General features: G+C 69.1%; 10 protein-coding genes. 2 read left to right on the forward strand and 8 right to left on the reverse strand.

Annotated features, from left to right (window positions below; genetic code table 11):
• Positions 1-174 precede the first annotated feature (174 nt).
• On the reverse strand, positions 175-2,757 hold the full coding sequence (gene clpB / locus OIE40_RS11870; RefSeq protein WP_264702523.1) for an ATP-dependent chaperone ClpB: 2,583 nt from the start codon (positions 2,755-2,757) through the stop codon (positions 175-177).
• Positions 2,758-2,874: 117 nt separating this feature from the next.
• The gene (locus OIE40_RS11875; protein ID WP_264702524.1) at positions 2,875-3,762 is read right to left on the reverse strand and encodes a class I SAM-dependent methyltransferase; all 888 of its coding nucleotides are present in this window, start codon (positions 3,760-3,762) and stop codon (positions 2,875-2,877) included.
• Between the two features lie 102 nt (positions 3,763-3,864).
• Between OIE40_RS11875 and OIE40_RS11880 the strand changes: the two genes are divergently transcribed.
• Both OIE40_RS11880 and OIE40_RS11885 read left to right on the forward strand, forming a co-directional pair.
• A complete protein-coding gene (locus OIE40_RS11880) occupies positions 3,865-4,974 on the forward strand; it encodes an OmpA family protein (RefSeq protein WP_264702526.1) in 1,110 nt (369 codons plus the stop codon).
• A gap of 117 nt (positions 4,975-5,091) precedes the next feature.
• The gene (locus OIE40_RS11885) at positions 5,092-6,819 is read left to right on the forward strand and encodes an NAD-dependent malic enzyme (RefSeq protein ID WP_264702527.1); all 1,728 of its coding nucleotides are present in this window, start codon (positions 5,092-5,094) and stop codon (positions 6,817-6,819) included.
• A 202-nt stretch (positions 6,820-7,021) separates the two neighbouring features.
• Here OIE40_RS11885 and OIE40_RS11890 read toward each other — a convergent pair whose 3' ends face one another.
• From OIE40_RS11890 to OIE40_RS11915, 6 genes are all read right to left on the reverse strand, one after another.
• Entirely contained in the window at positions 7,022-8,275 is a 1,254-nt protein-coding gene (locus OIE40_RS11890) for a glucoamylase family protein (RefSeq protein WP_264702528.1), read from the reverse strand.
• Between the two features lie 45 nt (positions 8,276-8,320).
• Positions 8,321-9,331 carry a LacI family DNA-binding transcriptional regulator gene (locus OIE40_RS11895; protein ID WP_264702529.1) on the reverse strand — a complete coding sequence of 337 codons (1,011 nt, stop codon included), beginning with the start codon at positions 9,329-9,331 and terminating at the stop codon, positions 8,321-8,323.
• Between the two features lie 72 nt (positions 9,332-9,403).
• The gene (locus OIE40_RS11900) at positions 9,404-11,281 is read right to left on the reverse strand and encodes an ABC transporter ATP-binding protein (RefSeq protein WP_264702531.1); all 1,878 of its coding nucleotides are present in this window, start codon (positions 11,279-11,281) and stop codon (positions 9,404-9,406) included.
• A gap of 3 nt (positions 11,282-11,284) precedes the next feature.
• Positions 11,285-12,226: an ABC transporter permease gene (locus tag OIE40_RS11905; RefSeq protein ID WP_264702533.1), complete on the reverse strand. Its 942-nt coding sequence runs from the start codon at positions 12,224-12,226 to the stop codon at positions 11,285-11,287.
• Entirely contained in the window at positions 12,223-13,215 is a 993-nt protein-coding gene (locus tag OIE40_RS11910) for an ABC transporter permease (RefSeq protein WP_264702535.1), read from the reverse strand. Before OIE40_RS11910 ends, OIE40_RS11905 begins: the two co-directional genes overlap by 4 nt.
• 88 nt (positions 13,216-13,303) lie before the next feature.
• A complete protein-coding gene (locus OIE40_RS11915) occupies positions 13,304-14,992 on the reverse strand; it encodes an ABC transporter substrate-binding protein (RefSeq protein WP_264702537.1) in 1,689 nt (562 codons plus the stop codon).
• Between the last annotated feature and the right edge of the window lie 132 nt (positions 14,993-15,124).

The raw sequence follows: 15,124 nt of genomic DNA on the forward strand, positions 1-15,124 counted from the left end.
GGCCATGTCTGGCGAGGCACGTCCGGCGGCTGCCGACCTCGCAACGCGGCTCAGCATATCGGGCAACTCGATCCAGCCCCATTCGCCCACGACTCTGGGTGAGGTTGTCGCCTGAGCCACGCGAAGCGGGCCCGGGTGGAATCTCCTCCACCCGGGCCCGTTCGGTGCCGCCGGTCAGCCCTCGACGATCACCAGGCCGCTGTTGTCGGCGTCCACGTCGAACGACACGGTGTCGCCGTCGAGCGTCTCACCCGACAGCATCCGGCGGGCCAGGGCGTCCTCGATCGTGGTCTGCACCAGCCGCTTCAACGGACGCGCCCCGTACACCGGGTCGAAGCCGGTCAACGCCAGCCAGTCCTTGCCGGCCTGGGTGACCTCGACCCGGATCCGCCGTTCGGCCAGCCGGGCGTTGAGCCGGTCGAGCTGGATGTCGACGATGCGGGACAGGTCGGCGGTGTCCAGCGGCGTGAACATGACGATCTCGTCGAGCCGGTTCAGGAACTCCGGCTTGAACGCCTGCCGCACCACCCCCATCACGGCCTGCTGCTTGAGCTCGGCGTCCAGGCTGGTGTCGGCCAGGTACTGCGAGCCGAGGTTGCTGGTCATGATCAGGATCACGTTGCGGAAGTCGACCGTGCGGCCCTGACCGTCGGTGAGCCGTCCGTCGTCGAGCACCTGCAGCAGGATGTTGAACACCTCGGGGTGCGCCTTCTCGACCTCGTCGAGCAGGATCACCGAGTACGGACGCCGACGCACGGCCTCGGTGAGCTGGCCGCCCTCCTCGTAGCCGATGTAGCCGGGAGGGGCACCGACCAGCCGCGACACCGAGTGCTTCTCACCGTATTCGCTCATGTCGATGCGGACCATCGAACGCTCGTCGTCGAACAGGAACTCGGCCAGCGACTTGGCCAGCTCGGTCTTGCCGACACCGGTCGGGCCGAGGAACAGGAACGAGCCGGTGGGCCGGTTCGGGTCGGAGATGCCGGCCCGGGAGCGGCGCACGGCGTCGGAGACGGCCACCACGGCCTGGCGCTGGCCGATCAGCCGCTCGCCCAGCCGCTCCTCCATCTGCAGCAGCTTCTCGCTCTCGCCCTGCAGCAGCCGGCCGACCGGGATGCCGGTCCACGAGCCGACCACCTCGGCGATGTCGGTGGCCGAGACCTCCTCGGACACCATCGGGGTGACGTCGGACTCCTCCTTCTCGGCGGTCTCGGCCTGCGCCTGCAGGGCGGGGATCTCGCCGTAGAGGATCTCGGACGCCTTGGTCAGGTCGCCCTCGCGCTGCGCGCGTTCGGCCGCGACCCGCAGCTCGTCGATCCTCGCCTTCAGCTCACCGACCCGGTTCAGCCCGGACTTCTCCGCCTCCCAGCGGCCCTCGAGTCCACGCAACTCCTCCTGGGCGTCGGCCAGTTCGGCCTGCAGCCGCTCGTGCCGCTCGACCGAGGCCGGGTCGGTCTCCTTCTCCAGGGCGAAGGACTGCATGGTCATCCGGTCGATGCTGCGGCGCAGCTGGTCGATCTCCTCCGGCGAGGAGTCGATCTCCATCCGCAGCCGGGACGCCGCCTCGTCGATCAGGTCGATCGCCTTGTCGGGAAGCTGCCGGCTGGTGATGTAGCGGTTCGACAACGAAGCCGCGGCGACCAGCGCGCCGTCGGTGATCCGCACCTTGTGGTGTGCCTCGTAGCGTTCGCGCAGGCCGCGCAGGATCGCGATGGTGTCCTCGACGCTCGGCTCGCCGACGAACACCTGCTGGAAGCGGCGCTCCAGCGCCGGGTCCTTCTCGATCCGCTCGCGGTACTCGTCCAACGTGGTGGCGCCGATCATCCGCAGCTCACCGCGGGCCAGCATCGGCTTGAGCATGTTCCCGGCGTCCATCGACGAGTCGCCCGAGGCGCCCGCGCCGACGACGGTGTGCAGCTCGTCGATGAAGGTGATGACCTGTCCCTCGGCGTCGCGGATCTCGTTCAGGACGGCCTTCAGCCGCTCCTCGAACTCGCCGCGGTACTTGGCGCCGGCGACCATCGACGCCAGGTCGAGCGAGACGACGCGGCGTCCCTTCAGCGAATCGGGGACGTCGCCGGCGACCACTCGCTGCGCCAGCCCCTCGACGACGGCGGTCTTGCCGACGCCGGGTTCGCCGATCAGCACCGGGTTGTTCTTGGTGCGCCGGGCGAGCACCTGTACGACCCGGCGGATCTCGGAGTCACGGCCGATCACCGGGTCGAGCTTGCCGTCGCGGGCCCGCTCGGTCAGGTCGACGGAGTACTTGTCGAGGGTGGATTCGCCACCCTCCTGCTCGGCGGAGGTGATCCGCTTGTCACCCCTGGCGGCGTTGAAGGCGTGGGCGAGCTTGGTCGGTTCGGCGCCGAACTGCAGCAGGATCTTCTGCGCGTCGCTGACGATCGTGGCCAGCGCGATCATCAGGTGTTCGGTGGCGACGAACTCGTCGCCCAGCTGCTCGGCGCGGGTCTCGGCGTCGGCCAGCACCCGGGCCATCGAGCCGGACAGGCCGGGCTGGCTGACCGAGTTGCCGGACGCGCTGGGCAGCTTGGTGATCGCCCCCTGGGCGGCGGCGTCCACCACCTTGGGGTCGGCGCCGACCGCGCTGAGCAGGCTGCCGACGGTGTTGTCGGGCACCATCAGCAGGGCGTGCAGCAGGTGCACCGGCTCGGCGCTGGGGTTGCCGTTGGTGAGCGCGTTACGCAGTGCGGCCGAGACGGCGTCGCGGCTCTTGGCGGTGAGCTTGGAAGTGTCCATGTGGTAATTGTCTCCCTGTGAAACAAAGTTGAGTCCACTAGACTCAACCATACCTGTGTGGCGGCTATTCCGCTTGTTACGACGAGTTCTGTGGCGTGCTGGCCGCCGCTGCAAGGCTCAGCTGGGGTTCTCGTCCAGCGTGGCCGTCAGCGTGAAAGTCGCCGGCAGCCGCTCCGGACGCCGCTGCAGCCGGTACTCGCCGGTGCCGGGGTCCAGGCGCATCAGGCCGGGCAGTGCCTCCCAGGGCACGCTGTCGTGTTCGTCCAGGCCGGTCAGCCGCAACCCGCTGGCGAGGACGGCGGTGACGATCTCACCCAGCCCGTGATTCCACTCCACCGATTCGGGGGACGCCACCGCGCCCGTCCCGCTGTAGCTGCCCGGATCGCTCCACCGGACCGGCGCGGATTGCTCGAAATAGGGCAGTTCGAGAGCGACGGTCTGCTCGCCCGGGCCGCTGATCCAGGGCTGTTGGGCGCGATCGGGGTGCTCGTCCGCCACACGCTGCGCCAACGCAGCCAGGAGCACCGGGTGCGCGTCGCGGACGAACAGCCGTCCCCCGGGACGCAGCAGGCCGGCCACCGTCTGCGCCCACCGCCGGATGTCCGGCAGCCAGCACAGCGCACCCACCCCCGTGTAGACTAGGTCGAACCGCTCGCCGCCCAGCACCTCCACGGCGTCGTAGACGTCGGCCCGCACGTAGTCGATGCCGACTCCTGCCCTGGCCGCCAGGTCGCGCGCCGCCGCCACCGCCTCCCCGGACAGATCCAGGCCACTCATCCTGGCGCCCAGCCGGGCCAGGCTGAGGGTGTCGGTGCCCAGGTGACACTGCAGGTGGACGGCGTCCAGCCCGGCGAGGTCCCCCAACCTGGGCCGGTCGAAGCGCACCACGTCGGACAGCGCGGACGGGTCGGCGAGCAGGTCGGCGATGCCGTAGCCGCCGGCCAGGTGGACCGGCACCCGCGCGTCCCAGTTCGCCCGGTTGACCACGCGGTAGTCGTCGCTCATGACCCCGACGGTAGCGGCAGCCCCCGGCCGCCCGTGAGGTGGCTGGGTAGGCTGATCGCTGACCATCCGTGATCGACGGCTCCCTTCCGGCAGGAGAACCCGATGGGCCTCCGCTCCCCGCGACCGCTGGTCGCGACCCTGCTGACCGTTGCCCTGCTGACCACCGGCCTGCTGGCCGGGTGCACTCCGGCGTCCGCTCCCTCGGCGAGCCCGAGCGCCTCCGCCCCGCCCGTCGGCGGCAGCGTGATCAGCACCGGCAACTCGACCAATCAGATGGTCGCCACCCTGCCGCAGGCGGTCGCCGACCAGTGGAACGCCCTGGCCGCCGACGGCAAGGGTGTCGAGTGGCTGAACACCCCGAACACCACCGACATCGTCCGGACGCCGGTGGCGGTGGGCGGCGACCAGAGCCAGGCGCTGGTGGACGCCGTCAACGGCGTTCAGGGCGCCGGGACGGACCGCTCGGTGCTGGCCGCCCTGAACGACCTGGACTCGCCCGCCGGATCACCGGTGTGGGTGTTCTCGCCGCTGCTCGACACCCGCGACCCGCTGGACTTCACCGAGCTGGCCTTCGACGAGGACCCGGCAGCGGTGGTCAAGGCGGTGAAGAAGGCGAAGGACCTGCCCGACCTGAAGGGACGCCAGGTCAGCTTCGTGATCAACCCGGTCGCCGGTGACCAGGCCGCGCTCAGCGACCTGCAGACCGGCTACCTGCACGCGGTCTGGCAGGAACTGGCCGACGCCGCCGGCGCCGAACGGGTGGAGTTCTTCGACGGCACCGGCACCGTGGCTGGCGCCGGCTCGGGGCCCGTGGTGGCCGTACCCGAGCCCGACGACGTCGACACCACCACCACCGGCACAGAGGTCGTCTGCCGGCTGCCGACCCCGGCCCTGTTCGTGATCAACACCCCCAACCTGATCGACCGCGGCAAGACCCTGCAGGGGTTGAAGAAGTGCCTGGCCAAGGCGCCCGACAACTACCGCGTGGTGGTCGAGGGACACACCTCGGGCGACCCCTCCGACAACGGCAGGGCGACCGTCGAGTTGTCCAAGCAGCGCGCCACCGTCGTGGCGGTGCTGCTCAAGGACCTGGACGTGCCGGCCAAGGCCATCTACAAGGTGGTCGGCTACGGGCGCAGCAACCCCCTGGTCGACCCGCCCACCGACCCGCGCAACCGGGCCGTGGTGGTGCGCTTCGAGGTACTCAAGTAGCCCGGCGACAGCACGGTTCGGGCCACGTCGTCCCACCATCCCGACCTGAGCCCCTGATCGCAGGTTCCTCGCCCGGCGGCACTAGGCTCGGTGGCCTGCCCGAACTGGAGGACAACGATGCCGGCACCCGACTTCCACCTCGACACCAGCAGCAGCCGCGACGTGGTGCTGAGGATCGCCACCCGCGGCCGGCAGATCCTGCGCAATCCGATCTCGAACCGGGGCACCGCGTTCACCCTGAGCGAGCGTGAGCGCCTCGACCTGTCCGGGCTGCTGCCGAGCCGGGTGACCACCATCGAGGAGCAGCTCCGGCGCACGTTCGCGCAGTACCGCCGCTCACCCTCGCCGCTGGCCAAGTTCATCTACCTCTCCCAGTTGCGTGACCGCAACGAGGTGTTGTTCTACCGGTTGCTCAGCGAGAACCTCGAGGAGATGCTGCCGATCATCTACACCCCCACCGTCGGTGAGGCGATCGAACGCTTCAGCCACGAGTACGTCGGCTCACGCGGCCTGTTCCTGTCCATCGACCGGCCCGACCTGATCGAACAGTCGCTGCACAACTACGTGCCCGACCCCGATGAGATCGACCTGGTGGTGGTCACCGACTCCGAAGGCATCCTGGGCATCGGCGATCAGGGCATCGGCGGCATCCAGATCGCCAACGGCAAGCTCAGCGTGTACACCGCCGCCGCCGGCATCCACCCGCGCAGGGCGATCCCCATCGTGCTGGACGTCGGCACCGACAACCTGGGACTGCTGAACAGCGACCTTTACCTGGGCGAACGGCACGCCCGGGCACGCGGCGAGGCCTACGACGACTTCATCGACGCCTTCGTGACCGCGATCACCCGCCAGTTCCCCAACGCGATGCTGCACTGGGAGGACTTCGGCGCCGGCAACGCGCATCGCATCCTGCACCGCTACTCCGACTCGATCTGCACCTTCAACGACGACATCCAGGGCACCGCCGCGGTCGTGCTGGCGGCCGTCCTGGCGGCGGTGAGGCTGACCGGGGTGCCGCTGCGCCAGCACAAGGTGCTGGTCTACGGGGCGGGGACGGCCGGGGTCGGCATCGCCGACATCGTCCGCGAGGCGATGGCGCACGAGGCCGGCAACCCCGCGGACTACTACCCGCAGTTCTACGCGTTCAACAGCCGCGGGCTGATCGTGGCCGACAACCAGGGGGTGCGCGACTACCAGCAGCCCTACGCCCGGCAGCGCTCGGAGGTCGAGGGCTGGGAGCTGGAGAACCCGTCCCGGATCAGCCTGCTCGAGACGGTGCGTGCGGTGCAGCCGACCATCCTGATCGGCACCTCGGCACAGCCGGGCGCCTTCGACGCCGACGTGGTCAAGGCGATGGCGCAGGGCTGCGAGCGGCCGATCATCCTGCCGCTGTCCAACCCGACCAGCCGCTCGGAGGCGCACCCCACCGACCTGCTGGAGTGGACGGACGGACGGGCGCTGATCGCCACCGGCAGCCCCTACGGCACGCTGCGGCACGGCGAGGTGTACCACACGATCGCGCAGGCCAACAACGCGCTGATCTTCCCCGGCCTGGGCCTGGGCGTGTCGGCGGTGCGGGCGAAGCGGGTCACCGACGAGATGATCTACGCAGCGGCCGCGGCGCTCGCCGGACTGGTCAACGAGTACCGGCCAGGCGCCGCACTGCTGCCGTCGATGAACGACCTGCGCCTGGTGTCGGCCACCGTGGCGATGGCGGTGGCCCGGACCGCCGAGGAGCAGGGCCTGGCCCGTGCCCCGCTGAGCAACCCGATCGACGCGATCTACCAACGGATGTGGAAGCCCGACTACCCGCGCCTGGAGGTGCTGAACAAGGGCGACTGAGCCGCGCCCGCCCGTTGCACGTCCCGCCGCAGATCCCGGGTCGAGCCCGGGATGACGGTGGTCAGAGGGTCGCGGCGGCGGTCGTCATCCCGGCGCAAGCCGGGATCTCATGAGGCGCGACAGCGGGTGCCGCCGCCCGGCACCCGACGCGACCCACAGCAGAAGTGGGCAACGAGCAGAGCCGGGTGGGACGGCGCGCAAGCTACAGCGCCGGCTCGGCCTCGAGCAGGGGCCGGAGCTCGGCGTCCAACTCGCCGTCGGTGCAGTACCGCTGCAGGACGCCGTCGGCTAGCACGTTCGCCAGCGCCGCGAGCACCATCGACTGATCGAGGCTGAGGTAGCGCCGCGCCACCTTCCCCGACCGGACGCCGACCGCGTCGCAGAAGCCGCCCGGGCCGTAGCAGCCCAGATCACGCTCGAGGCGGGCCAGGCAGTCGGTCGCCTCGACGGGTTCGACCATCAGCGCCATCGCCACGGCGTGCGGAGTGACCACACCGTCCCCCCAGCCGGTTTCGCGGCCGACCGCGTACGGCGTCCGCTCGACGTCGCTGGGATACTCCGTCGGTGACAGCCCGATCGGCGCCACACCCCATTCCGAGTAGCCACCGTCGGGGGTGCTGGCCGGCGAGAAACCCCAGTAGCCGAAGCGGGCATCATCGAGACCGAACGTCCGGTGCGCCGCCACCGTGTTGCGATGCGACGCGCCGAACGCCGCCGGCGACCAGTCGGCCTCGGGGATGAGCAACTGCGGCATCAGGGCCTCGAACATCGACCCGCCCCAGGTCGGGATCACCGCCAGGCCGCGGTACTCGCGGCGTTCACGGGGCAGGCCGCGGTAGTGACCGGCGGGGATCTGGCCGAGGCCGATGCCGAGGTAGCTGCAGATCCGCGGTTCGCTCATCAGGTGCCCGTAGTGGTGCCCGGTGGGTCGCAGCCCGTCGGCGTCGACGAAGAACCCGCCCCACAGCTCACCGACCTCCGGGTCGTGGAAGCGGCCGAAGTCCATCGACCCCAGCAGCGCCCCGGCCGGCCCGGCCACCTCGGGCACCGCGTTGCGCACCACCAACAGTCCGGCCCCCAGCCAGCCGTTGTCGACGCTGGACAGGAACTGCCTGATCACTCCCCCGTCGGGCATCACCTCCAGCCGGGCGCCGGTCGCCTCGTCGTACCAGTTGAAGAACATGCCGGAGGCAACGTCTCGCCGCATGGCCGCAAGCGTGTCGAGGGCCGCAGCACACCGCGCAGCGCAGTCGCGGGGCTCGATCAGGCCCAGTTCGCGGGCCGCGACCGCGCACCACAGCAGCCCGCCTATGTTGGTCGGCGAGGTGTAGCGGCTGCGGCTCGACGGGTCCAGGTCGGCGGCCAGATGGTCGGCGGGCAGGCCGGTGCGCGGGTCGGTGAGGGCGGCCAGGCTGCGCCAGGTGTCCGCCGCCCAGCGCCGCAGATCGTCAGTCATCGGAGCCTTTCGTCGTCACGAAGAGGACCCGGCGTCCGCCGGAACTCAGTTGTCACGCCGCTCGACGCAGCCGCAGCTTGAGCGCACGACCAGCTGCGAGGGCACCAGGATCTCGTCGCTGTCGGTCGAGGAGCGCACGATCAGGTCGTGCAGGCGCTGCGCCGCCATCCGGCCCACCTCCCGGGCCGGCTGCCGCACGGTGGTCAGCCCCGTGTACCGCGCGGCCATCACGTCGTCCCAGCCGGTCACCGCCAGATCCTCCGGCACCCGGACGCCGCGCCGCCGCAGCTCGAGCACGACACCGAGGGCCAGCTCGTCGTTGGCGCAGACCAGGGCGTCCAGGTGGCCGTCGGCGACGACCGCCTCGGCCACCTCCGCCGCCTGCGACTCCCCGAACAGCGCCCGCAGCGGCGGCCCGGCCTGGTCGAGCCCGGCAGCCTCCAGCGCGTCGAGGAAGCCTCGGTGGCGATGGGCGGCGTCCCGCGCCTGGTCGGGATCGCCGGCGAACAGCAACCGTCGGTGGCCGTGGTCGCGCAGCAGATGGATGACCAGTTCCTCGGTGGCGCGGCGATTCTCGACGTTCACCCCGGCGCAGCCTTCGACCGGGTCGCGGTTGAGCAACACGGTCGGCACCCGCCGGGCCACCTCACGGGCCACCTCGTCGGAGGTGGTGCCGTGTGCCAGCACCATGCCGTCCATCTTCGCGGCCAGGTCGAAGACCCTGTCCTCGACCGCCTCGATGCCTTCGGTGGAGATCAGCGACACGCTCTGGCCGAACTCCGGCGCCCGCGATTCGTAGCCGACCAGCAGTTCGGAGTAGTACGGCCCGCCCAGCGAGTAGAGCACCAGGCCGTGCTGCTCCACGCGCAGGGCGGTCGCGCGTCCGGCCCGCAACGGCACGTAGCCGAGCTCACGGACGGCGTCCAGCACCTTCGCCTTGGTGGCCGGCGAGCTCGGGGTCGACCCCTGCAGCACGCGTGACACCGTCGCGATCGACACGCCCGCGCGTTCGGCCACGGTGTAGATGGTGACCGGCCGTTCCTCCTCGGCGCTCACGCTGCCCACCCTACTGAGCCGGGCCCACCCCACGACAGGAACCGGCACCCGCGCCAGGTGCATCACAGACCCTCAGGCCGGTCGGTCCAGCTTGTCGAACGGGTTGGGGATGGCGTCGAGGAGCTTGCGCGTGTAGTCGTCGCTCGGGTCCCGGATGACAGTGAGCGCCCGGCCCTGCTCGACCACCCTGCCCTGCGAGAGCACGATGATCTCGTCGGCCAGCATCCGGGCACTGAGCAAATCGTGGGTGATGTAGAGGATGCCGACGTCGGACTCCTGCACGAGGTCGTGCAGCAATTCCAGGATCTCGGCCCGGATCGACACGTCGAGCGACGAGATCGGCTCGTCGGCGACGATCAGCTCAGGGTTGCTGGCCAGCGCCCGGGCGATCACCACCCGTTGCCGCTGGCCACCGGACAGCTCATAGGCGTAGCGGTTGCGGTAGCGGGACGCCGGGGTGAGGGCCACCTTCTCGAGCAGTTCCTCGACCCGCTGCTTGAGCGCCTCCCCGGACAGGCCGAGGAAGTTCCTCAGCGGCCGGGACAGGATGTAGCCCAGCGTCTTGGTGGGGTTCAGCGAACTGTACGGGTCCTGGAACACCATCTGCACCTTGCTGCGGTAGTCGCGCAGCTGACCCGGACGCAGCCCCACCACGTCGATCGCCCGTCCCTCCCGGGTGTGGAACATGATGGTTCCGGCCGTCGGCTTCTCGACACCGGTGATCAGCTTGGCCAGCGTCGACTTGCCCGATCCCGACTGCCCGACCAGCGCGGTCACCGCGCCCCGGCGCAGCTCGAAGGCGACGTCGTCGACGGCGGTGAAATCGCTGAACGTGAACCCGTTGCGGGTTCGGTAGGTCTTGCTCACGTCGCTCAGGGTGAGGAAGGCGTGCTGGGACAACGCCTCCTTGCTCTCGTCGTCGCTCTTGACGAACTCCGGCCCGGCGAATTTGGCCGACCTGGCCGGCACCTCGACCCCGTCCTCGGGCTCGGCCTGCAACTGCGCGACGTGGCAGGCCACCCGGGCACCGTCCACCGCGAGCAACTCCGGTTCGACGCTCAGGCAGCGGTCGATCCGTTCCGGGCAGCGCGGCGCGAACAGGCAGCCCGCGTGCTCGCGGGTCAGGTCCGGCGGCCGTCCCGGCACGTAGGTGATGCGGACCGTCTGGGCGCGAGGGTCGCCGTAGGAGCCGAGCAGGCCCTTGGAGTAGGGGTGCAGCGGGTTGCGCATCAGATCGGCCGAGTCGTGCTCCTCGACGATCCTGCCCGCGTACATCACCAGGATCCGGTCGGACAGGTCGAGCACGGTGCCCATGTCGTGGCTGATGAACAGCACGGCGAACTTCTGCTCGGCCTGCAGCGTGCGGACCGCCTCGAGGATCGAGCGCTGGACCACGACGTCCAGGCCGGTGGTGGGCTCGTCGAGCAGGACGAAGCGCGGCTTGTTGACCAGGGCCAACGCCAGGTTGATCCGCTGCTTCATGCCGCCGGAGAGTTCGTGCGGGTAGGCGGTGAGGAACTTCTCCTCGATCATCACCATGCCGAACAGTTGCCGCACCCGGTCGACCACGGCGTCGCCGCGCAGGTCGGAATGCAGTTCGATGGCGTCGCGGAACTGGTCGACCACACGGACGACGGGGTTGAGCGCGTTCATCGAGGACTGGAACACCGTGGAGATGTCCCGCCAGCGGTAGGGGCGCAGTTCGTCCTGCGTCATCGTCGCCAGGTCGTTGCCGTCGAAGACGATGGAGCCGCCGGAGATCCGACCCGGGCGTTCGACCAGTCGCAGCAGTGCGTTGGCCAGCGTCGACTTGCCCGAGCCGGACTCACCGATCAGGCCGACGAACTCGCCCTCGGCGATCTCGAACGACACGTCGTCGACGGCCTGGACGGGCTTGTGCAACCGCGGTTCGTAGCGGACGCCGAGATTCTTCACTTCGAGCAGTGCCATGGCTCAGCCGTCCTCTCGCAGGTGCGGGTTGCTCAACAGGTCGATGCCGAAGTTCACGAAGGTGAACGCGGTGATCAGGATCGCCAGGGCCAGGCCGGGCACGAACAGCCAGATCCACAGGCCCTGGGCCAGCGCGCCCTGCTGGTTGGCCTGGTAGAGCATGGTCCCCCACGACACCGAACTGGTGTCGCCGAGGCCGAGGAAGGACAGCCCCGCCTCGGCGCCGACCGCGCCGGTGGCCGCGCCGAAGAAGCCGGCCATGATCAGCGACGACATGCTGGGCATGATCTCCCGGAACACGATCGTCCACGACCGGTCGCCGGAGAACTTGGCGGCGGTGACGAAGTCGCGGTTGCGCAGCGTGATGATCTGGGATCTCTTCGCCCGGGCCGCCCCGGCCCACGAGGTGATTGCGATCACGAAGATCGTGAACCAGATCGACCGGTCCTCGGTGTAGGCCATCAGGGTGATGATCAGCGGCAGGATCGGCACTACCAGGGCGACGTTGGTGACGAACGACAACACCTCGTCGATCCAGGTGCCTTCGAAGTAGCCCGAGATCATGCCGACCACCAACGCGATGATCGTCGCGAACAGGCCGCCGAACAGTCCGACCAGCAGCGACACCCGGGTGCCCCAGATCAGCTGGGAGGCGATGTCGCCGCCGGAGGTGGTGGTGCCCAGCCAGTGTTCGGCGCTCGGTTCGAGCAGAGCCTCGAAATCGGTCCGGGTCCCCTCGTAGGGGGCGATCCAGGGCGCAAAGACGCCCAGCAGGATGTACAGGCCCAGGATCACGATGCCCACCCGCGCCTTGCGGTTGGCCCAGATGATCGACCACCACCGCGGACCGGCGGCCTCGACGGCCTCGGCCTCGGCGGCGGCGAGTTCTTCGCCGCCGACCGGCAGGTTGGAGGAGTCGGTGGGTTGGGTGACGCCGGTGCTCATGACTGTGCCTTCCGGGCGCGGGGATCGAGAATGCCGTACAACATGTCGGCGATCAGGTTGGCCAGCAGGACGCCGACGATGGTGAACAGCAGCAGGGCCTGCAGCAGCGGGTAGTCCTTGTTGTCGATCGCCTGGGCGGTGAGCCGGCCCAGGCCCGGATAGTCGAAGACCTGCTCGATCAGGATCTGCCCGCCCAGCATCGAGCCCAGCGCCAGGGCCAGGCCGGTGATCGAGGGCAGCAGGGCATTGCGCGCGGCGTAGCGCAGCGCGATCTGGGTGTCGGGGACGCCCTTGGCCCGGGCCAGTCGCACGTAGTCCTCACCCAGGTTCATGATCATCGTGTTGCGCATGCCGAGGATCCAGCCGATCGGACCGGTGATCAGCAGCACCGAGGCGGGCAGGATCGAGTGGTAGATGGCGTCCCCGATGAACTCGGCGTTCCAGCCGGGGGTGCTGGCGTCGTAGCCGCCGGCGGTCGGGAACCAGCCGAGCACGTAGCCGAACGCGAACAGGATGAGCAGCGCCAGCCAGAAGGCGGGCAGGGTGCCGATGAAGGTCGAGCCGAGGGTGACGATCGAGTCGAAGCGGGTGTTGCGCCGCCAGGCCGCGAAGGCGCCCAGCAGGGTGCCGACCACGAACGAGATGAGCAGCGTGGTGCCGACCAGCACCAGCGTCCACGGCAGCGCCACCCCGATCACCGTCGCGACGTCATAGGGGAAGTAGGTGTAGGACAGGCCCAGCTCACCGCGGCTCAGCGAGCCGAGATAGTTCCAGTACTGCTCCCACAGGTTCTTGCCGGCCGGGTCGCCCAGCATCGCCCGCAATGCCTCGATCTTCGCCGGGTCGAGCTCGGCGTCCCTGCCCTGCAGCTTCTTGAACATGATCTCGGCCGGATCGCCGGGCTGCAGCCTGGGAATGATGAAGTTCAGGGTCACCGCCGCCCACAACGTGGCGAGGAAGAACCCGATCCGCCTCAGGAAATAGCGCATCGTCGCGCTCCTTTCGGGCTAGCTGGACGCCGGGGCGGGGCATGGCGGTGAGGAGTGCGCCATGCCCCGCTGGCCGGGGTCGCGGTGGCTACTTGGCCGACCGCAGGTGCGTCATGATCACCAGCATGTCGCTGTTGGTCGCGTACGGATCTTCCTCACTGGGCCAGCCGACGGCCTTGTCGGTGCGGTAGATCATCCGGGCGGGTGCGTAGATCAACGAGGTCACCGGGAACTGGGTGATCATCGTGTTCACCAGCTCGCCGACCAGCTTCTTCTGCTCGCCCGGGTCGGTCGATCCCGACAGCGCGGCCACGGTGGCGTCGGTGGCCGGATCGTTCCACCGCTGCACGTTGGACTGCACCTTGGTCTTGGTGGGGATCTGGTCGCTGGCCAGCTTCGAGCCGATGTTGCGGGCCACCTCGCAGCCGCCGTGCAGGTACTCCAGCACCATGTCGAACTCGCCGGACTTCTTCTGGGCGTCCACGTTGTCGGGGGCGCTCTTGACGGTGGAGGCGTCCAGCTTCATCGACTTGAGGTTGCGGACGATGACCTCGACCGTCGACTCGTAGTCGATCCAGCCGGCCTGCACGGTGAACTTGATCTTCAGCGGCGAGCCGTCGGGGTTGGTGCGCATGCCGTCGGCACCCACCGCGTAGCCGGCGGCGTCGAGCAGCTGCTCGGCCTTGGCGGTGTCGAAGGGCAGCACGGTGTCAGTCTTCAGGTCGTCCGGCATCAGGTCCTCGGCGTAGGGCAGCTTCAGGCCGGTCTGCGACGCGGGCTTCATGATGCCGTAGGTGGCCTTGGTGCTGATCTCGTCCTTGTTGATGCCCTGGCTGTAGGCCTCGCGGAACTTCACGTCGTTGAACGGCGCCTTGGTCAGGTTGGGGGTGAGCACCGTGGTGCCGGCCGGCGCGTACCAGAAGTGGTTCAGCGTCGGGTTCTTGTCGACGAAGGCGACCTGCGGGTTGGGGATCTCGCCCCAGTAGGCGTCCAGTCCCCCGGCGTTCAGCTTCAGTGCTGCCTGGGTGGCGTCGTAGTTGCCCTCGAGCACCAGCTTCTCGACCTTGATCTTGTCGGCCTGCCAGTAGTCGGCGCGGCGATCCAGCACCAGCTTGCGGCCGTTGTACGAGGCCAGCGTGAACGGTCCGGTGCCGACCGGCTCCTTGTCGATGTACTTGACCGGGTCGTCGATCTTCTCCCAGATGTGCTTCGGCAGCACCTTCACGGCGATGATCGAGTCGAACTTCGCGGCAGCGTTGCCGCTGAAGGTGATCGTCACGTTGTTGCCGTTCACGGCCACGTCGGTGGCGTGCTTGCCGAAGGTGTCGTTCCAGACGCCGGCGGTGTCCAGAGCGGGAAAGTCCTTGCCGATGTCCAGGGAGAACTTGACGTCGTCGGGGGTCAGCGGCTGGCCGTCGCTCCAGGTGACTCCCTCACGAACGGTGAAGGTGAGCTTGTCGGGGCCCTCCCACTTGTACTCGGTGGCCAGCCACGGCGTCATCGTGCAGTTCAACGAGTTGCGGATCATCAGCGGCTCGTAGAAGTACGTCTTGGTCAGCGCGTTCGGCGAGAACGGGTTGAAGTTGACCAGGCCACCGACGTTCTCGGCCACCTCGGCCGGCAGCGTCACCTGCTCGATCATGGCGTCGGTGCCGGCGGTGTTGCCGTCGGTGGGACCGGGCTGGTTCTGGTTGGTCTGGATTCGCCCGGAACAGGCGGTCAAGGCGAGAGCGCCGGCCATGGCCAGCGCCGCGAACCCTGTGATTCGGCGCGTCATCGGATCTCCTCACGTGGTCGATTCTTGTCAGCATGATCCGCACATACCCGGGGCGTCAACGGATTGTGCGCATGAAAGTACTTTCATGGCCCAGTGCGCCTACTTTCAGTTATTTACACGCCCGCAACGGGT

Source organism: Micropruina sonneratiae, assembly GCF_025972045.1.
In the GTDB taxonomy this organism is placed as follows: Bacteria; Actinomycetota; Actinomycetes; order Propionibacteriales; family Propionibacteriaceae; genus Micropruina; species Micropruina sonneratiae.